General features: G+C 38.2%; 17 protein-coding genes and 1 pseudogene. 16 read left to right on the top strand and 2 right to left on the bottom strand.

All coding sequences use genetic code 11. From position 1 onward, the window contains the following. The first annotated feature begins 71 nt into the window (after positions 1 to 71). The 7 genes from BSO02S_RS17525 (at position 72) to BSO02S_RS17495 (ending at position 8804) form a co-directional block, all read left to right on the top strand. The gene (locus BSO02S_RS17525; RefSeq protein ID WP_066070258.1) at positions 72 to 3722 is read left to right on the top strand and encodes an FIMAH domain-containing protein; all 3651 of its coding nucleotides are present in this window, start codon (positions 72 to 74) and stop codon (positions 3720 to 3722) included. A gap of 138 nt (positions 3723 to 3860) precedes the next feature. Continuing rightward, positions 3861 to 5123: an ABC transporter substrate-binding protein gene (locus tag BSO02S_RS17520; protein WP_066070255.1), complete on the top strand. Its 1263-nt coding sequence runs from the start codon at positions 3861 to 3863 to the stop codon at positions 5121 to 5123. Positions 5124 to 5172: 49 nt separating this feature from the next. Beyond that, the gene (locus BSO02S_RS17515; RefSeq protein WP_066070252.1) at positions 5173 to 6057 is read left to right on the top strand and encodes a carbohydrate ABC transporter permease; all 885 of its coding nucleotides are present in this window, start codon (positions 5173 to 5175) and stop codon (positions 6055 to 6057) included. Then, entirely contained in the window at positions 6057 to 6905 is an 849-nt protein-coding gene (locus BSO02S_RS17510; RefSeq protein WP_066070249.1) for a carbohydrate ABC transporter permease, read from the top strand. The genes BSO02S_RS17515 and BSO02S_RS17510 overlap by 1 nt, the downstream gene beginning before the upstream one ends. Further along, on the top strand, positions 6902 to 7648 hold the full coding sequence (locus tag BSO02S_RS17505) for a glucosamine-6-phosphate deaminase (RefSeq protein ID WP_066070246.1): 747 nt from the start codon (positions 6902 to 6904) through the stop codon (positions 7646 to 7648). The genes BSO02S_RS17510 and BSO02S_RS17505 overlap by 4 nt, the downstream gene beginning before the upstream one ends. A 164-nt stretch (positions 7649 to 7812) precedes the next feature. Beyond that, entirely contained in the window at positions 7813 to 8325 is a 513-nt protein-coding gene (locus tag BSO02S_RS17500; protein ID WP_066070243.1) for an alpha/beta fold hydrolase, read from the top strand. A gap of 140 nt (positions 8326 to 8465) precedes the next feature. Further along, positions 8466 to 8804, top strand: a complete 339-nt coding sequence (locus BSO02S_RS17495; RefSeq protein ID WP_169802766.1) for a hypothetical protein — start codon at positions 8466 to 8468, stop codon at positions 8802 to 8804. A 19-nt stretch (positions 8805 to 8823) separates the two neighbouring features. Here BSO02S_RS17495 and BSO02S_RS17490 read toward each other — a convergent pair whose 3' ends face one another. Then, a complete protein-coding gene (locus tag BSO02S_RS17490; protein WP_066070237.1) occupies positions 8824 to 9621 on the bottom strand; it encodes an alpha/beta hydrolase in 798 nt (265 codons plus the stop codon). Between the two features lie 880 nt (positions 9622 to 10501). Between BSO02S_RS17490 and BSO02S_RS17485 the strand changes: the two genes are divergently transcribed. From BSO02S_RS17485 to lepB, 6 genes and pseudogenes are all read left to right on the top strand, one after another. Continuing rightward, positions 10502 to 12136 carry a M4 family metallopeptidase gene (locus tag BSO02S_RS17485; RefSeq protein ID WP_066070234.1) on the top strand — a complete coding sequence of 545 codons (1635 nt, stop codon included), beginning with the start codon at positions 10502 to 10504 and terminating at the stop codon, positions 12134 to 12136. Positions 12137 to 12733: 597 nt separating this feature from the next. Further along, positions 12734 to 13074: pseudogene (locus tag BSO02S_RS17480) on the top strand (PadR family transcriptional regulator). A gap of 167 nt (positions 13075 to 13241) precedes the next feature. After that, positions 13242 to 13778, top strand: a complete 537-nt coding sequence (locus BSO02S_RS17475; RefSeq protein WP_066070231.1) for a sigma-70 family RNA polymerase sigma factor — start codon at positions 13242 to 13244, stop codon at positions 13776 to 13778. Further along, positions 13756 to 15096 (top strand): DUF4179 domain-containing protein, encoded by a 1341-nt coding sequence (locus BSO02S_RS17470; RefSeq protein WP_066070228.1) that lies wholly within the window; start codon positions 13756 to 13758, stop codon positions 15094 to 15096. Before BSO02S_RS17475 ends, BSO02S_RS17470 begins: the two co-directional genes overlap by 23 nt. Positions 15097 to 15856: 760 nt before the next feature. Next, complete coding sequence (locus tag BSO02S_RS17465; RefSeq protein WP_066070225.1) at positions 15857 to 16465, top strand: transglutaminase-like domain-containing protein; 609 nt, start codon at positions 15857 to 15859, stop codon at positions 16463 to 16465. A gap of 187 nt (positions 16466 to 16652) precedes the next feature. After that, on the top strand, positions 16653 to 17195 hold the full coding sequence (gene lepB, locus BSO02S_RS17460) for a signal peptidase I (RefSeq protein ID WP_066070223.1): 543 nt from the start codon (positions 16653 to 16655) through the stop codon (positions 17193 to 17195). Between the two features lie 37 nt (positions 17196 to 17232). On the opposite strand, the gene BSO02S_RS17455 is transcribed toward lepB, so the two are convergent. Beyond that, positions 17233 to 17964 carry a class I SAM-dependent methyltransferase gene (locus tag BSO02S_RS17455; RefSeq protein ID WP_066070220.1) on the bottom strand — a complete coding sequence of 244 codons (732 nt, stop codon included), beginning with the start codon at positions 17962 to 17964 and terminating at the stop codon, positions 17233 to 17235. 246 nt (positions 17965 to 18210) lie between these two features. Here BSO02S_RS17455 and BSO02S_RS17450 point away from each other — a divergent pair, with 246 nt between their 5' ends. The 3 genes from BSO02S_RS17450 (at position 18211) to BSO02S_RS17435 (ending at position 20292) form a co-directional block, all read left to right on the top strand. Next, positions 18211 to 18741 (top strand): AAA family ATPase, encoded by a 531-nt coding sequence (locus BSO02S_RS17450; RefSeq protein WP_066070492.1) that lies wholly within the window; start codon positions 18211 to 18213, stop codon positions 18739 to 18741. A 195-nt stretch (positions 18742 to 18936) separates the two neighbouring features. Continuing rightward, complete coding sequence (locus BSO02S_RS17440; RefSeq protein ID WP_066070215.1) at positions 18937 to 19218, top strand: hypothetical protein; 282 nt, start codon at positions 18937 to 18939, stop codon at positions 19216 to 19218. Between the two features lie 282 nt (positions 19219 to 19500). After that, positions 19501 to 20292: a GNAT family N-acetyltransferase gene (locus BSO02S_RS17435; RefSeq protein ID WP_235846955.1), complete on the top strand. Its 792-nt coding sequence runs from the start codon at positions 19501 to 19503 to the stop codon at positions 20290 to 20292. Positions 20293 to 20566 lie beyond the last annotated feature (274 nt).

Here is a 20566-nt window from a genome sequence, read left to right as displayed (position 1 = left end):
TTTTTATATAAAGCTAGTAACAGCTCAAGTAGTTAGGTAAGAAAATGAATAACATGAGGGAGGAAGGAAAAGTGCATTTAAGCAGGTCATTTAAAAAGATACTTAATATTTCGATGGCTGTTTTGATCTCTACCTACGGTTTGGTTGCAACAGGCTCGTCCACTAAAGCCAAAGCAACAAATTCCAGTAGTACGAATGTTAGTTCATCCATTTCCAGCGAAGAGTATTCATTAAAGAAAGCGATTAAGTATGACAATGTATTTCAGTTGCACAAAGATTGGCAAATCCAGTCCTCGGCCATTGCAACGGAAAATGGGACTGCCATCTCTAAACCAGGCTATAAAACAAACGGTTGGTTTAATACAACTGTTCCTAATACTGTTATGGGAGCACTGATTGAAGCTGGTGATATTGAAGATCCGTTTATTCACGACCGTATATCTCGTACCGATGAAACCAGATATAATGTTCCTTGGTGGTATCGTACCGAGTTTACCTTACCTGCAACCGAGCAGGGAAAGCAAATATTAGTAAACTTCCAAGGGATTGGTTACCAGGGCGACATTTGGGTTAATGGAACGAAGATTGCAGATAAATCGGATATTATTGGTTCATTTAGAACCTACGAATTGGATATATCCAAATACGTAACTGCTGATGGTAACACCAAAAATACAATCGCAGTGGAAGTAACTAAATCTAACTTTGGTAAAGACTTTTCAGTCTATTGGGTGGATTGGGTCCCTAGACCGACTGATAACAACATGGGATTATGGCGTGATGTATTCATTACTACCTCTAGTGTTGTAACGACTCGCAACCCATTTGTAACCTCTAAAGTTGATCCTGACCTTTCAAAAGCAAGTCTAAATGCCTATGTGGATCTGACAAATTATTCTGATAGTCCAGTATCAGGAACAGTGGAAGCAACAATTAAAGACCCTAAGGGTGCGGTTGTGACAACCCTATCCCAACATGTAACCCTGAACGCGGGTGCAAAGGATCAGGAAATTGCTTTTACGTCAGATAATTTTAAGGGGCTAGAAATAAAAAAACCAAAATTATGGTGGCCAATAGGGATGGGTGAACCTTCTCTGCACACGGTAGAATTCAAGTTTACGGCAAAAGATAATAAAGTTGCTGACCGAATTTCCCAAAAGTTTGGTATCCGTGAAGTCACTACTGAGATGAATGTTTCCCCATCAACAAAGACCAATCCGCCGCTTAAGGATATGGTGCAGTTCTATGTGAACCACAAGCCTGTCCTTATTAAAGCTGGAGGATATTCTCCTACCGACTTGTACTTACGCCGAGATATGGATACAAATATTGCGCTTGTTGAATACCTAAAAGATATGGGCTTAAATGCGATCAGAGATGAGGGCATTTTCTTTGATGACCGATTGATCGACCTTCTAGATGAAAACGGTCTAATGTACATGGGTGGATGGACCTGTTGCAGTAAGTGGCAGGAACCTGCTCAATATACTGATCATGATCTAGAAGTTGTTAGTGAATCGTTAACATCTCAGCTCCGTGAATTAAGAGTACATCCTAGTATGATAGCGTGGATGAATGGAAGTGATAACCCCGCATCTTACTCAAATTCTGCCCGTGGGAGGGAAGTAGAGCAAGCGTTTTTCGATATCGAAAATGAATTACACTGGGACGATTATGGAGCTATTATTGCCAGCGGCTCTGCTAAGATAGCGACATTAACCGGAACGACTAGCGGTATGCACATGGACGCTTCCTATGATTATGCACCTCCTGCCATGTGGTTTGAGGATATGGATCAAGGCGGTGCCTTCGGATTTACTTCGGAAGCTGGTCCAGGTCCAAGTATACCGGTTATTGAAACGATGAAGAAGATTCTGCCTGAAAGTGCATTATGGCCTTATAATGTGGGTGGCGATAATTACCAACAATGGAATTTCCACAATGCTAGGGGCAGTTTTAGGGATCTTTCAAAATTTAACTTAGCGATGGATAACCACTATGGGGAATCTCATAATCTTGAAGAGTATAACATCAAGGCCCAGGTTCAACAATATGACTCGCAGCGTGCTGTGTTTGAAGCGCTGAATGCCAACAAATATACGAAGTCGACAGGATGGGTCCAGTGGATGCTCAATAATGCTTGGCCAGGTATGTTCTGGAACCTGTTTGATTTCTATCTTAACCCGAACGGCTCTTATTTCGGAGCGAAGAAAGGAAATGAGCCGCTCCATATCATGTATGATTATGCGTCCAAGGAAGTCAAAATTCTTAACAGCACGAATAAGGATTACTCCGGTTTGAAAGCGAAGGTTCAAGTCTACAATATTGATAGCAAGAAAGTCTATGACAAAGAGTTTAAAAACCTTGCTGTGACTCCGGATGGTGCAAGCACATCTGTCGGTGGCGAACCTAAGCAAGTGGGTTACCAAACCATCAATTTCAATGGCAAGATTGAAGAGGCAAGTGGAATTAAAGTGGTTGATAAAATTAATGAGGGAGATCTTCAGGTATCGCCTACTTATTTCCTAAGATTGGAATTAAGAGACGCCAAAGATAATATTGTAAGTATTAACTCCTATGCACAATCAACGAAAAAGGACTTGGTCAGATACCAGAATCATGGATGGAACTATACTCCGCAGGATCAGTTTGCAGACTTCACTCAATTGCAGCAGCTGGATCAGGCTGAGTTGCAAATCGAGGGAAAACCTAAAACGGTGACGAATGGGCAAGAACAAACAATTTCCTATACGGTTAAAAACAAGGGGAATTCCATTGCCTATGGCGTATTCGCCAAGATCAAGAAAGGCGTTAATGGTGATCTGGTAGCCCCAGTAAAAATGGAAGATAACTACTTTATGTTGTTGCCTGGGGAGAAGAGAACCCTTACAGCAACATATAATCTGTCCGATTTGGGTAATGCTGCCGCTGTCGTTGAGGTGGACAGCTACAACAACTTAACAGCGAAGAATGCACCAAGTCCGACTACAGTTAATTTAGCTTTTGGAAAGACGGCAACGGCATCAACAACTCAGGGTACAAATAGTGCTGATAGAGCATTAGACAGTACTATGTATACAAAATGGCAAAGCTCGACCAATGCAACGACCGGTGCTGACCCGCAGTGGTTCAAAGTTGATTTCGGCGAATCGACAACGTTTGATCGAACGATTGTCAGATGGGATTATGCGAACTATGCAGGGAACATGGTCATTGAAGGTTCCAATGATGGCGTAAATTGGCAGCCAATCTACAATGGAACAAACCCCAACGGTTCCTCTGTAAGTGATTTACAGTTTGACTCTGTAACAAAGCGATATATTAGGTTAACTATGTCCGGAAAACGTCCATTAGGTCCGCAGATTGGTCCAGGTGGCACAGGCAATGGGGTAATTGGATTAGGCGCAACTCCTGCGTCTACAAGCTTCAATATTGCTTCATTCGAAGTATATAACCGTCCAGTAAGTGTTGAAACGATCCAGGAAAAATTGGAGAAATATATTTCTAAAAATGAAGTTCGTTCACCATTGACCAATCAGCTAAGTAATAGTCTCCAACAGGCCAAGAATCAGGAAGAGAAGGGACACCGTGAACAAGCGATAAAAAGTCTGAACGATTTTCTCAAGCTAATGAACAACCAAGCACAGAAAGATAAAATATCTGTGGAAGCGAAAGAAAAATTAACAGCAGATATAGAATATTTAATTTCAGTGTGGCAATGAAAAGTTAAATATCAATAGAATAATAGTTTGTTAAAAAATATTTTGCTGTAAAGTGGTGACCACCGAATCAAAGGGCAATCTTTTTGCGATTGCCCTTTGATTTATGAAAGTTTACTAACCTTAGAGGGGGAGTTTTTCGTGAAGAAGGCGCTGTTAACATTATTAAGTATCATTCTATTAGCGGGAATTGTTGCAGGTTGCTCGACAAGCAGCAGCGGGAAAGACGGTAAGGTAACAATCAATGCTTTATTCATGAAACAAGCAGGTTATTCTGAAGAGGACGTTAAAGCGATTACAAAAGAGTTTGAAAATAAAAATCCAAGCATTAAAGTGAAACCAACTTTCGTGCCTTATGAAGCATTAGAACAAAAAATTCAAACTTCAGCCCCAACAGGAGGCTACGATATTGTTATTATTGATGCGCCGTGGACAGCAAAATTTGCAAAGGCAGGATTCGTAAAAGAAGTATCTGACAAATTAACTGATAGCAATCGCTCTGATATATTTGCAGGTGCTATTGATTCTGTTTCTTACCAAGATAAATTATATGGTATGCCATGGTTAAACGATACAAAATTCTTATTTTATAACACAGACATGTTAAAACAAGCCGGGTTTGATAATCCCCCAAATACATGGGATGAATTGTTAACTCAAGCCAAAGCAATTAAGGATAAGGGAATCTCTGATACGCCAATCGTTGGGTCATGGGCACAAGCGGAGGCACTTATATGTGACTTCACAGCGTTTACCTCATCCTTCGGTGGGGCATTGGTCGATGAAAATGGCAAACCAACCGTGAATTCAAAAGAAAATTTAGCCGCTCTCACCTTTATGACCCAGTCTCTTAAAGATGGCTTAACCAATTCGAAATCAACTCAATATTTAGAAGAAGATGTTCGCGGTGTATTCTCCAGTGGGAAAGCAGCATTCGCTCTAAACTGGACGTACATGTACAATATGGCCAACGATCCGAAGGAATCAAGCGTGGTAGGGAGAGTAGGGATTGCCCCAGTTCCTGGCACACAAGGTCATAACGGAATGAGTGTAAATGGCGGCATGGGTCTTTCGGTGACTAAAGGAAGCAAACATGCCGATGAAGCATGGAAATACATTCAATACTTATCATCAAAAGATGTTCAAAAGCGTTTTGCAAAAAATGCTCTTCCCATCTGGAAATCATTATATGAAGACCAAGATGTTGTAAAGACAGGACCAGAAGTTGTAGAGGCATCAAAAGTTCAATATGAAAACCTAGAGAATCGCCCACGTGTACCTTGGTATGGTGAATTATCAACTGAACTGCAAGTGAGTGTTCAGAAAGCACTGTTAGGCGAAATAACACCTGAACAAGCGTTAGATTCTGTGCAGAAAAAAGCAGAAGAAATCGCTTCTAAATAAAAAATAAAGGGGTCTTTGACCCCTTTTGTTCTATAAAGGGGAACCAATTATGAAAAAACAACTTTCCGAACAGAGATTTGCTTGGCTGGTAATTGCACCTGCATGTGTGATCGTTTTTGGGATTGTTATCTTCCCTCTTTTTACAACATTTATTTACAGTTTAAAAAATATGGATTTAACATCGAGCCAGTATGGACAATGGGTTTGGCTTCAAAATTACCTTGAATTGCTTAAAGATAAAGAATTTTGGTCAACGACAGGAAGAACGGCTTATTTTACCGGTGTTTCGCTTACAGTTGAAATTACTTTAGGAATCTTCATTGCCCTTCTGTTAAACGAAGATATTAAAGGGAAAACATTTCTTCGAACAATCATTATTATTCCATGGGCAGTACCTACCATTGTGAATGGGGCAATGTGGAAGTGGATTTACCATCCAGAATATGGAGCACTAAATGCTTTGCTAACTCAATTAGGGCTCATTGACCATTATCAGTCTTGGTTAGGAAGTCCATGGCTTGCGATGAATATGATCATAATTGCAGATGTCTGGAAAATGACTCCTTTAGTAGTACTCTTTTTTTTAGCAAGTTTGCAACTGCGAAACCTTTCGATTTATGAAGCAGCACGTGTTGATGGAGCAAATATCTTTCAACGATTCTACCATTTAACCATTCCATTTCTAAAACCAACGATTCTAGTTATCATTGTAGTGAGAACGATGGAAGCATTCAAAGTGTTTGATATTATTTACGCTACCACAAGAGGAGGCCCTGCAAACGGGACACTCACCTTAACCTATGATGCCTATCTAAAATCGTTCACCAACCTTCAATACTCACAAGGTGCAACGATTTCCTATTTGATAGCTTTTATGATTCTGACCTTAACCTTCCTATATGTGAAGGTCTTGAAAAGTGAGGGGGCAAATTGATGAAAAAGAATAAAGCTTTTTCCTTTTTTCAATATCTGTTTGCCATTGCCATAACACTATGCACATTGGGACCATTTTCTTGGTTAGTTATTTCAAGTATCTCTTACCAAAAGGAGTTAACAAAAGTCCCCCTTGATTGGATACCAAATGAGGTTACTTTTAAGCGTTATATCGATATTTTTACCAATCCAAATAATGATATCGCCTATGCGTTTAAGGTTTCTATGTTGAATAGTTTAATTGTTTCATTTTGCGTAGCCACAATCGCTTTAATTGTAGGTTCATTAGCTGCTTACGCCTTCGCTCGGTTAAAATTTCGCTTTCGTCAAAAGTTGATTTATTTATTTTTATTTACCTACATGATTCCTCCAGTTGTCGTTGTCATTCCTCTTTATTTGATTTTAAGCAATGTTGGAATGTTAGATACAAAAGGAACTTTAATATTGCTAGATTTAACGTTTGTGATTCCATTTGTTATTTGGATCATGCAAAGTTATTTTTCCTCTTTTTCTAAGAGTTTTGAAGAAGCTTCCGCCATAGATGGTTGTAGCAGATTTCAAACTTTGTGGCATATTGTATTGCCAATTGTTAGACCAGGTATCATTGCGACTGGAATTCTTGCCTTTCTTTTATCGTGGGACGAGTTCTTCTTTTCGTTATTATTCACCTCTTCACTGGAAGCAAAAACAATATCGGTTGCGATATCAGAATTCAGTGGGAAAAATGCCGTTGACTACGGTATGATCGCTACTGGTGGAGTGTTAGCCTCATTACCACCAATTATCATTGTCTTTCTGTTCCAAAGGCAATTGGTTCAAGGAATGACTGCGGGGGGAATTAAAGAGTGATTGTTAATGTTTTAAAAGATTATAAGGAAATGTCAAAATATACAGCTAAATTTATTATCGATTATGTAATTGAAAATCCAACTGCCGTTCTTTGTTTAGCAGGAGGAGATACACCTAGAAAAACATATCAATATTTAGTAAAAGCACACGAACAAAACGAGGTTGACTTTTCTGCTTGTACCTTTATTGGACTAGATGAATTTGTCGGAATTGGAAGAGAAGAAGAAGGAAGCTGCCTTCATTTTTTATATGACACGTTATTTACTCCTATCGGTGTTAAGGAAGAAAATATTTATTTCTTTGATGTTAAATCCTCTGATTTAGAAAAAGAATGCAAACGAATAGATGAAGTGATTTCGCAAAAGGAAAAAATTGATATTATAATTTTAGGCGTCGGAATGAACGGCCATCTGGGCTTCAATGAACCAGGTATTTCTTTCGATTTATTCGCTCATGTAGTTGAATTAAGTCATACGTCTAAAATCGTTGGGCAAAAGTATTTCAAAGAAGCTAGGGAATTGGACAAAGGAATTACCCTTGGTATTACGCACATTTTAGAATCCAAAAAAGCAATTTTAATCGCAAACGGAAGCAAGAAGGCCACAATCGTTCAAAAAACAATCGAAGAAGAAACAACTAATCTAATTCCTTCCACTGTAATAAGAATACATCAGGATTCTTATGTGTTTATCGATGAAGAAGCGGCAGCAAATTTAATGGATTTTAAACAAAAACATCCTTGATGGATGTTTTCCTTCATTTCTAATTCAAAAATGAAGGAAAATATAAGTGGTGGAAGGAATATATTAGTGACAAGAATTGTATCTCTGATATTATCTAAATCTTCCTAATCTAGAAATAGAATGTAACTCGAAACTATTGAAAATGCCGATGGGAGCTAATGAACATGTTTACAAATAAAACCCCAACTATTCCAAATGCGCCAAACAGTATCGCTTCACTTGAATCGATGAACATCGGCGGTGTGGAACAATGGCTGCTCCTTCGCGGACACGATCAAAGCAAACCTATCCTTCTCTGGGTACATGGGGGGCCAGGCGGAGCGCAAATTGGTTTCATTAGCCGGCACAGCTCCGAACTTGAAAAGGATTTTCTTGTTGTGAACTATGATCAGCGGGGGTCTGGTCTTTCTTTTTCAAAAAAAGTGCCAAAAGACTCGATGACCATTGATCAAATGGTTACTGATTTAATTGAAGTAGCGGGAAAGTTGTGCGCTCGTTTTAACCAAGAAAAAGTTTACTTGCTTGGTCACTCTTGGGGAACGATTCTCTCCTATTTGGCCATTGAGCGCAAGCCGGAACTGTTTGCCGGGTATTTTGCCGTTTCGCAAGTTGTAAATATGGAGGAAAACGAAAGAATCTCTTATGAATACACGCTCAGAAAAGCGAGGGAGGTATAGGAAATGAAAAGGCTTATTCACAACTTGAAAAACTAGGACCTCCCCCGTGGAAAAAGTTGAACGCAGATCGGATTCACAATAAATGGTTACAGGAATTTGGCGGAGGCCTTGTCCACACAGGGAATTTTGCGGGTACTATTGTGAAGTCAGTCATAAAAAGCCCTGAATATCGCTTCATTGATTTAATAAAATGGGTGAGGGGACAAATGTATTCCATGGATGTTTTTAAAGAGGAGTTAGCAAGGCTAGATTTGTTTCAATCTAGCAAAAATATTCAGGTTCCGGTCATTATCTGCTGCGTGCGTCATGATTTCACCGCCCCAAGTGAAATAGCAGCGAACTTTTTTAACCAGCTTCAAGCTCCCTATAAAAAATGGGTGTGGTTCGAGCAGTCTGCCCATAGCTTGTTCATCGAGGAAAAGCAAACCTTTGTGCAATTAGTGAAGGATACAGTTTTTGAATGGAACCATACAAAATAGTAGATGAAAGGTATGGCTATTACTCAGCCATACCTTTACTTATTTCGTCTGAAAATAAATAAGCAAGCATGGAAGGAATTCTTTTTCTAAAGAAGATATAAGCGTGTTCAGCTTCTTCAATAAGTTGATAGTTAAAGTTTGCTATTTTACCATTCAAAATCTCATATACTCTATTACTAAGGTCGAGAAAAACTTTATTCATTTCTTCATCTTCTCCTACTTCTTTTGTTCCAAAGTCCATGTAGAATTTCTCGAGTGCTGACAAGTCGGAGTTTCTCAATAAATTTTCGATTTCCTCTTGGTTTCGATAAAACCCAGTTGACAATGCAGCAACTCTTTTAAAAATCTTAGGATAACGGCAGGCTGCATAAGTGGAGATTAGGCGTCCTAATGAAATCCCTGCCATCGAAGTATGATTCTTTAGCGTGCGGTACTTCTGATCTATTAAGGGTTTAAGTTCTTCGACGATGAAATCCAAGTATTCTTCTCCTCTGCCGCCGGATGGACTGGCATAGCCTAATATTTGTTCGCTCAGTGCACCATTTACCCAGGGACAGTATTCGTTTACCCTCTCTTCACCTTCTGGATTTTGGTCAATCGCAATAACAATAAGCTCCATACCACTTTCGTCCAAGTAGTCTTTCATTCCTAAGGATACCCCTTTAATGGCACCTTCATCTTCAAACACATTTTGTCCATCATGCATATAAAGCACGGGATACCTTCTATTTTCATTGTTGTAGTTCTCAGGAAGATATACTCGAATCATTCTTTCTTGTTTAAAAGAAGTCATGTAAACCGGAAATTTTTCTAACATGAATGTCCACCCTCATTCCGTATAATCTTAATAGTAATTTACCATAATTTTCATTGAATTCGTAAAGTTTTCTTTTGAAAGGTCGTATTCAATTAACGTTTTTCAAAAGAATGGACGAGTACAGGGCTTTTGCCATTTCGCTTTCATGGAAGTTTCATATGTTATTAGTAATAAACCGGTAAGCTATGCTGGCTGATAATTGAAAACTGTATAGGAGGTGCGGGTTTTGCCAAGAAGAAGAAGAAGAAGGAGTCCATTTTCTTTATGTATTTTCCCCGGATATAGATGGTGTGGACCTGGCTGCAGTGGACCGGGTGCACCCATTAATGATGTAGATGCCTGCTGCCAAAGGCATGACTATTGTATTGGCAGAGGAATATCCCCCTGTCGCTGTAATGAGGAATTTATCGATTGCCTCCGCTACAAAAGGAACCCAAATACGGAAAAGGGAAGAAAGGCTGCACTCATGTACGACTTTATGAAAGTAACAACCACATTCAGATGCGGCAGGCGACCGTGAAAATAATGATTTATTTGAAAAACACGGCAGACAAAAGGCACGCGCTTCATCCCTTTTCATTCCTGAGGTCATAAACCGTCGTTTGGCGGTTTTTATTTTTGCATAAAATCCACCTTTCCTGGTATAAAAGACCTAGTTCACTTTATCTCCTAATTTTTCACAAATATTAGTTCAATCTAATTACTTCGAAGGCCGAAATTTATTATAGGATGGATATGTATCCTTCCTATTACTTAGTAATACCATTTTTCGTAGAAATTAGGTACTAGATTTCTATGTTTTAAGATAATTCTAACTAATCATGCAGCCTTATCCAAGGGACTCTATACTAAATATTATCAACGATTAGGAGGTAATATTTTGAAAAAAAGAATGATTGCACCAATTGCTTTATCTACTGCACTACTAGCGGGAACCCTTCCATTTAGTAATGTACTAGCCAAACAACCTGAGGTAAGCATAACAAAAAAATGGAATGAGAATGCGAATGTTCCGCTTTTTGTTAAAGAAAAGCAATTAGAAAAACGCACGTCTAGTACAAGTAGTGATGCCCTTAACTATTTAGAAGAAAAGAAGAATAAAGTGGGAATCAAGAATCCAAAAGCGAATTTAAAGGTAAAAAAGGTGGATAAAGATAATCTCGGGATGACACATGTTCGTTTCAACCAAACAAAAAGTGGTGTCCTGGTAGAGGGTACTGAAGTACTCGTCCACTACAACGAAAATAATGAGGTTATTGCGGTTAATGGTTCGCTTAACTCAGAAATAGAAGAAGCAACGCTTAATACAACACCAACTTTGAGTGGTGAAAAAGCATTGCAAGTGGCGAAATCATCTGTTGACGCTCCAGCCCAATTGCAATATGATCCGACAACCGAGCTTGTCGTTTATCCATTCGAAGGGGAAAACAGTTTAGCTTATAAAGTAAATGTTAACTTCCATGGTGAAGAGCCCGGCAACTGGTATGTCTTTGTTGATGCCAAGTCAGGTAAAGTCATTGACCAGTACAATGCGATAATGGACGCAGATGAAATCAAAACACAAACAGGGACTGGTACTGGTGTACTAGGGGCCCATAGACTTCTACATATATCTCAAAACAAAATGCCGGAACAGGGTACCGTTTTTCAATTAGCAGATTATTCCCATAAAAATTTAAGTGGAATTTTTACCTATGATGCAAAAACCGGTTCTTTATTTACAAGTAACAGTGCTTCTTTTAAAAAGGATTATGATAGAGCGGCAGTGGACGCTCACTATAATTCTGAAACAGTATATCACTATTACCTTGATGAACATGGCCGAAACTCACTGGATGATAAAGGTATGGCCATCAACTCTTACGTTCATTACGGAACGGACTATAACAATGCTTTTTGGGATGGTCGTCAAATGACGTATGGCGATGGGGATGGATCATTTATGATTTCTCTTTCTGCGGGCCTGGACGTGGCGGCCCATGAAATGACGCATGGCGTGACAACGAATACGGCGAACTTGCAATATCGTTTCCAGCCTGGAGCGCTAAATGAAGCATTTTCAGATATCTTTGGTGCCTTAATTGATGATGCCAATTGGGAAATCGGGGAAGATATTATGGGCCCAGGAGCGAAGGCAGACGGCAGAGAATCTCTTCGCAGCCTAAGTGACCCGAGTAAATATCCAGTAGGAGCAGCGTACGTTGCCTATGGAAATGGTAAATATCCTGCCCACATGGATGAGTTTTATGATCTTCCAAGAAATTTAGATAATGGCGGCGTTCACATTAATTCCTCTATCATCAACCGTGCTGCTTATCTTACGGCACAGGATATTGGACGTGAAAAATTAGGAAAAATCTACTACCGTGCGCTATCGACTTATTTAACACCAACTTCTGATTTTAGTGCGGCGCGCAAGGCTATTATTCAATCAGCCGCCGATCTTTATGGCCAAGGGAGCCCCGAAGCGGCAGCTGCTGCAAATGGATTTGATAAAGTAGGAATTTTAGAATAATAGATTAGTATCTGATGAGCATGGAGAGAGAAGATTATTCTCTCCATGCTTATTTTTGTTGTATTGATATTATTGCTTTAATAAGGGCTCTTAAAGACAAAAATGCAGGAAAGCCATGGGGTTTTGTCTTTAATAAGGGACCTTGAAGACAAAAATGCAGGAATGCCATGGAGTTTTGTCTTTAATAAGGGCTCTTAAAGACAAAAATGCAGGAAAGCCATGGAGTTTTGTCTTTAATAAGGGGTCTTAAAGACAAAATTGCCGGAAAGCCATGGGGTTTTGTCTTTAATAAGGGCTCTTGAAGACAAAAATGCAGGAAAGCCATGGGGTTTTGTCTTTAATAAGGGGCCTTAAAGACAAAAATGTAGGAATGCCATGGGTTTTTGTCTTTAATAAGGGCTCTTAAAGACAAAAAGGCCGGAAAGTCATGGGGTTTTGTCTTTAATAAGGGCTCTTAAAGACAAAAATGCCGGAAAGCCATGGGGTTTTGTCTTTAATAAGGGGTCTTAAAGACAAAATTTCAAAAAGCCATAGGGTTTCGTCTATTGATATAAACAGTTCAACTGTATAAATACAATCATAATACAGGAGGAAATGATGAAAAGGAATAAACATATACCACTCACGGAAACGGTTTATTATATCCTTTTGTCACTGTTAGAGCCGCACATGGGTATCTAATTCTACAAAAGGTGGAGGAACTTAGTGACGGGCAGGTAAGAATGGTTGCCGGGACCCTGTATGGGGCGATTGAAAATTTATTAAAACTCAAATTTATTCAGCTTGTCGAGAGCGGGAATAGCCGCCGGAAGGTCTATATGATTACTGAAGCGGGAAAAGAGATGCTGCGCCTTGATTCTGAAAGAATGCAGATTGCTTTATGCCTTATTTTTAGTTTCAAAGCGGAACGGCGATATCGGAAAATGAAAAAAATATGATTCTTAGCTGTATCTGATTGAATAGCAGAATATTTACTTATCCCGCCAGCCGGCGGGTTTTCTTTTTATAGTAAAATATGAATTAAACTTACTAAACGAACGATTATATAAAAAGTTGAAACTTTTTTGTAGGTACTCTTCTCTAATGTGAGAAAGGAGGCAGGGAAATGGATGAACCGCGACTGATTAAAAAGGCAATAAAGGGAAACAAAAGAGCATTTGAACAGCTGTTGATTTTACATAGTGATCAATTATATCGTACGGCTTATCTATATGTAGGCAATCGGGAAGATGCTTTAGATGTGATTCAAGAAACCGCCTATAAAGCCCTTTTAGGCGTAGTGCAACTTAGGGAGGAGCGATATTTTCTAACCTGGCTTACAAGAATTCTTATCTTTTGTGCTTATGATGTATTGAAACGGAAGAAGAAAGAAATGCCGATTGAAAAAATAAAGGATGTCTTACCAGCGAAAGCGGAAAAGCGGGACGAGTGTATAGATTTAATAGATGCCATACATCAATTAAAGGACCATTATCGAAATGCGGTAATTTTATTTTACTATCGGGACTTGCCCATAAGCGAAGTAGCCAAGGTAATGGAAGTGCCTGAAAATACTGTGAAAACGTATTTATTTCGCGGGAAAAACCAGTTAAAAAAACTGTTAGGAGGAATTGGGTATAATGGAGAAGAAACTATTTCATGACGAAATTGAAAAAATTGAGGTGCCCAAAGAGGATGTTTTACAGGCAATTAAGACAGGTGTTAGACGAGCAAATTCGAGTGAAAAGCAGCGGAAAAATAAAGTGCTTCTTTTTTCAACCGCAGCGGCGGCGGTTATTATGATTTCCTCTAGTTTTATGTTTCCTTCTATATCTAAAGTTATGGCAGATATGCCTTTAGTTGGACTGCTTTATAAAGACCTAGTTGGCGAAGACCTTGCCTCGCAAAAACTAATTACGCAAGTGAATGAAACAGCGAGCTCCAAAGGGATTAATGTAGCGATTACAAGTGCGTATTATGATGGGGCTGTTATTGGGGTTACGTTTGATGTAAAAGGAAACGTGAAAACGGATGAAGATGGTCGTGCCAGGGGCTTTTATGAAATTTTTAATGGGGATGAAAGTCTTGGTGAAACGAAAGAAGTTATCTATATGGACCCGTCAGGCAAAGGATTCAGCGGGCATATCCAGCTTAGTTATCCAAAATCGGAATTACCTGCGGACACAACATTTCCACTAGAATTCAAGAGTATAGGTGATAAAGAAGGGTCTTGGAGATTTAATGTTCCCATTAAGCAATTATCCTATGAAACCAAAGTGGTTGATCAAGAAAGTACGTGGAATCATTACAAAATCCATGTCGATTCCATTATCACGGGGCAGGCTTCAACCGCAATTAATTATACAGCCACAATACCAAGTCAAGGAAAACATGATGATATCAGGATGGAGCTCTATGATGACAAAGGAAATCCTATTCATCTGATAACAGATATGACTCTTGAAAAAAATAAGGTAGGGGACCAAATTATTATTAAAGGAAGAACGAACATCCTTCAGCCTTTAAAAGGCAAATCGAGTTATCTAGAAATTCGTCCACAAGTAGCTATTTCTGAGCCTAATCAATTTGTTTCCTTAAACGAACAGACTCCTGCTCAAATAAAGTCTGACAGACAAAACCTTTCCGTAACAGTGGAAAACATCAAGTTAAAGGATAAGACATTCACAGTAGATTTTCAAGTAAATAAGGGAGAGAAAGGAAATAATGGTTTTATGTTCTTTCATGACTTTGCCCGAAATGATGTCACGTTGGTGAAGGAATCTAGGAAAGAAATATATGAAAAACCAATAAACCATTCAGTAAAAACCATAGATAAGGATAAATTACGGTTCAGCAGCACCTTTGACCTTAGTGAACTAGATAATTTTAATGCCAATGATTTTGTTGTAAGGGTGGCATTAAACTCACTTGCCATGAATATGCCGTTTGAATTAGAACCGGTGAAAATTGATTTAAAGTAAACAATACTTTCGGAGTGAGGAGTGAAAAGCTGTCACGTAGAGCCCTTCTACGAGCCCGATTTCATTGCTCCAACCACATTTCGGTCACGTAGACTCTGTTACGTGACCGTTTTCAATGTTACCCAAGAAAGCCAAAAGAATAGCAGTTGCGTTGAAAAATAAATGAATATCGGTGAATATAGGAGTATAGTCAATTTTTTGAAAGGACGAATCTAATGTACTTTATTTATTGGTTACTTAAATTTGGATGGCTGTTGCTGCTGATATTCATTGGAAACATATATTTGAGCAACCTTGGCATCTGGTCCGTAGTCATCTGCATAATCGCATTTTTAGTAGGAAATATGATGATTAATAAAAAAATGAATCGATACATCATTAATAAAAAATGAAGATAAACAAGTTTCAAAAATAATTACCAAGATTCCCCTAGGAGGTTATTATAAAGGTTGAATTAAGCAAATTTCGGGTAAAAGAAGGGTAAGCTTGAGAAGGTTGATGAGTGGATGGAATTACTTAAACAGCATATGGATTAGGTTCTTCCTACTCTTAAGGGTGAAAAGATGTTTGTGGATACCATTTTTCGAGAAAAAGACGAAACGGGAGAATATGATGGTCTAAAGTGAAAAGTAGGAAGGTATAAATCTGATTTATATTTGATTTAGATTGTGACGCAGCTAGACTCGCCTTGATTTACATCACTGAATCCACCCTATTAACCTTTTATAATGGATTTAGTAATCAAAGATGGGGTGATTAAATGAATTTAATTCTTTGCCCGGAAGACATGGAGGCCTATTTAGAAGAAACTGAGCTAATCAACTTTCGACATCCAGTTATTCGTGGGAAAATTGAGGAGTTTCAGAGTATCGGGAAAAATAAGTATGATAGGGCGCAACTTGCCTTCGAGTTCGTCAGGGATGAAATTCGGCATTCATTTGACAATGGAAGCGCGAAGATAACGATTAGCGCTTCGGATACTTTAGTACAAAAAGAAGGGATTTGTTTTGCGAAGGCACATTTACTTGCTGCTTTGTTAAGAGGAATGGGGATTCCCGCGGGGCTTTGTTATCAGCGGGTAACACGAAAGGGAACACCTGAATCTGGCTATGCTCTTCATGGATTAAATGCTGTATATTTTCAGGAGCTCTACACTTGGTTTCGTGTCGACCCAAGAGGAAATAAACCAGGGGTACACTCTGAATTCAGTATTAGCCCGGAGAAGCTGGCCTACCCAATCCGAACGGAACTAGATGAGATTGATTACCCGTTTGTGTATAGCAGACCCTTAGAATCTGTCATTTCATCGATGCAGCAATCGGTGGATTGCAGAGAGTTATTTTTCAAACGGCCAGAATCGGTTTCATAACCAATCAAACGGTAGATTTAGGAACAGAGTGACTAATAATTGTCAGTCTGTTTTTTATATAATAAAACATCAAATCGATTACCCCCAACCAATCAAGAACTTAATTAAGAAGGATTTTGATTCCTAGATGTTGAATATACCATTTAGTAAGGGAAACCTTGGTAATTAGACGAGAGGTGGTTTAATAATGTTAGGTTCAAAATCAAAAGGTGATTTAAAAAGCTGGATGAAAACATTATTTATTGCGTTAGGACTGTCCATGGTTATTCGTACATTTCTATTTTCGCCATACATAGTAGATGGTGCTTCCATGGAACCAACCTTACATAATCAGGAAAAAATCTTTGTTAATAAAGTCCATCCTACAGATAATTTTAACAGGGGTGACATTGTTATCATTAAAGGACCCAATGAAAACTATGTAAAAAGAATCATTGGTATGCCGGGAGATAAAATTAAAATGAAGGATGATCAATTATTTATAAATGGAGTGCTCTTTAAGGAAACCTATCTGTCACAGAACCTTAAATTAGCTAAACAACAAGGAAGTAAATTGACGGAAGACTTCGGTCCAATCGTTGTCCCGGTAAACCACTATTTTGTTATGGGTGACAATCGCTTATATAGCAAGGATAGCCGGAATGGCCTAGGGTTTATAAAAGAAGCCAGGGTGGTAGGAACAAGTGAGTTTGTCCTCTATCCCTTTTCAAATGTTAGAAATATAAAGTAGATTGATAGTAAAGAAAAGCACTTGGCGAATCCAAGTGCTATTTTACACAAGAAAAAGCCAGTACCACTGGAATCCTTTGCCTTCTTAAGAACTCTTCATCACTGCTGAAATGCTCGCGTTTTGGCGTGCCTTCCCGTAAATCTACAACTGAAAAACCAGCATTAGTAAGGGCTCTGAAGTATTGTTCAATTGTTCGATGATACTTCACTACTACTTTTTCAATCCACGGCTCTTTTCTTTCTCCTTCACGAAAATAATCATCAACAATCCAGTTCCCACGCTTCTCTCCCGTTTGATTGCTTAGAAAAGAAGAAGTTGTGAGCGGATGTTGAACACTAAATACAAACTTGCCATTTTCTTTTAAGGCTTTACGCACATTGAAAAATAGCAGATGAACATCTGAAACATAGTGAATGGCAAAACGAGAAGTTACAATGTCAAATTCGTCCGCGGGGTAATTGTATGACTCCATTGTATCGAAATGGATCGTTCCGTTTTCTCCAGATAAATGGCTATTTGCAGAAGCAATCATTTGTTCTGAACCTTCGACACCAGTAAAAAACTTCGCTCCTTGATTCAGCAGCTCCTTGCCAAATGATGCATCACCACAACCCAGGTCTAAAATGCTTTTATCATGAAAGTCACCAATTAGTTCATAAATGATTGGTCTTTCAATCGCATTGTTGGGGCTATCTTGTCTGCCCCTTCTTTTCATATAATTAGATAAAAAATCTGCTTGGTCGTAAACACTCGCTCCTCTATATTCCATACAAAACATCTCCTCGCCTAGCATTTTTAACCTTCAAAGGATATAACCCGACAATTTTTTCTAGACTTCATTATGTTATAACCATTGAATATTTTAACAGAAACCTTGCGAATTGATATAATATTATGAAAACGTATACTCAGCTTTTCTCTTGGAAGTAACTTAGCCTTGGGTTGGAAAATAAACATGTAGGCTTCAATAATAAAAATAAGGTATTTTTCCTTAATGGCGGTGGTATAAGTGGGAATGAACATTCCTAATAAAATTCATATTATTGGATCTGTGGGTAGTGGAAAAACAACATTGGCTAGAACTCTATCAACAAAGCTACAAATTCCGTTTTATGAATTAGATAATGTTGTTTGGAAACGGTTTAAAACAGGAGACGTAAGGAGAACGGTTGATGAAAGGGATGATTATTTGAACTCAATTATTCAAACGGAGGCTTGGATTCTAGAGGGTGTTCATTATGAATGGGTGTCGCCAAGCTTTCAGAGTGCAGACTGGATTATTTTTTTAGATACTAATTTTTCCAAAAGAAAATATCGAATTACTAAAAGATTTATTTTACAAAAAATTGGACTTGAAAAAGCAAACTATCAACCGACATTCAAAATGTTTAGGAAAATGTTTCAGTGGAACACCCATTTTGAACACAAAAGTAAACCAGAAATCATGAAACTCCTAAACCAATTTCATGATAAGGTCATTATTTTAAAGGATAATAGTGAGATTGGAGATTACGTTGGAAAATGGCTTTCAATTGGAGGTGTTTGAAATTAGTAAAATGGCAAGAGTAATTATTGGGTTAATTGGTTCCCTTTTATTGTGCATACTTGGGATATATAACATAACGACTGCAGGTTTATCGTTTATTTCTATAATATTTTCCTTGGGAGGATTTGTTGGATTCATTGGTGGTATTTTTGAATTAAGAAAAATGAGAGTTTTTTAAATTAAGGAGGGAGTATTATGAAACCATTCAGTTTATGGTCAATAGTCTTTATATTTTTAGGATTACTTTCCTTTGGCTTAAATTGGATAGTGGAGGGCCATTTTGAACCGACTGTACTTATAGGCGTTATTTTTTTATTAATTGGAGTTGTATTAAGTTTTATTGCTATCTCTAAAAAGGAAAAAGGTAGTATAAAATTTTTATCACTCGCTTCCTTTTTTATTATCCTATTTTTAGTTACTTGGTTTGAACCATTTCAAGTTGTTCGTATAATGACCTGGCTTAAAAATATTAATTAACTACGCGTACGTTTCTACAAAAGTGGAGACGTTTTTTTTTGTTTAGTAACGAGCTTCTTAGTGAATTAGCAAATGTGGGTTATTATGGTAAAATGTTATTGACGATTGGAGAAAGTTATTTTAATGGAGAATGATAAATGAACGATTACGATGAGCTAACATTTTGCGCAAAAAAGTCATCCCATTCCCATGCTTTTCACCTGAACGATGCAATAGAAATAGAACAGCTGTAATTGATAAGCCTACCAAATTAATACTGTGAGACAAATGGAGGAACATATCTTGGAAAACTTATTTCAAAAGGTCTTGGAGCTTGAAATCGCCTACCTTGACACCTTTACAAAACGAAAAAACACATCTTGGGGTTATCTTTTTTATAATGAAGACCAGCCAACTTATTACGATGCCAATCACGCACATATTCACGACATACCGGAAAATCCAAGGGCTGTAATCGAAGAAGTCATTCAGTTTTATCAGGAGAGAAATATAATCCCGCGTTTTTATCTCTATAATCTTGAAAAACTAGTTCCATTCATTAAAGAATTAGATTCTTATAAATTTGGCTTTGAGGAATTAGTCAGCCCGGTTCAAATTTGGAATAAGGAAGTTAATGATCAAAAAAGAAATGAGCTAGTTTCGATTGAAATAGTTACGGAGGCTAATTTTCACGAGGCTTTAGAAATTGAATGCAGTATTAAAGAGTTTGGCGGGAGGGAAATAAGGGAAAAGGCTTTTCCTGAAGAGTTTAAACACCCTGCATTCACGCACTATCTTCTTCGCTATGATGGGGAAGCATGTGCAACAGCCTGTATATTTGAGCATGGCGATCAAGCCCGTATGGAGAGCGTTGCAACCAAAGAAGAATTCAGAGGAAAGGGCCTAATTGGCGAACTGATCTACTTCCTGCAGGAAGAAGTGAAGAAAAGCGGCAAAAAGGATTTTTGGGTTTTTCCAATCAATGAGAAAATTGAAAAGGTCTATGCAAAATACGGGTTTACAACGGCAGGCAAATTTATTACCGGCCACGCTTTTTTAGGTGGGAAGAGTATTAAGGAAATTCAGGAAGACTGAAGGTTTTAGTTTCTTACTTCCCGAGGATTCCTTAGACATCGCTCCTGATACCCCAAAAACCAAGGACAGCCTAAGAGCTATTTTTAAAGTGGACCAAAAATGTCTTTAATAAGAGCTCTTAAAGACAAAACTACCTGGGAAAGAAGAGAAAATGTCTTTAATAAGAGCTCTTAAAGACAAAACTACCTAGGCGAGAAGAGAAAATTTCTTTAATAAGAGAACTTAAAGACAAAACTGCCTAGGAAAGAAGAGAAAATGTCTTTAATAAGAGCTC

The organism is Neobacillus soli NBRC 102451 (assembly GCF_001591665.1).
In the GTDB taxonomy this organism is placed as follows: Bacteria; Bacillota; Bacilli; order Bacillales; family Cytobacillaceae; genus Neobacillus; species Neobacillus soli.
The sequence above is the reverse complement of the archived record's forward strand: the minus strand, read 5'-3'. Positions and strand labels throughout refer to the sequence as shown.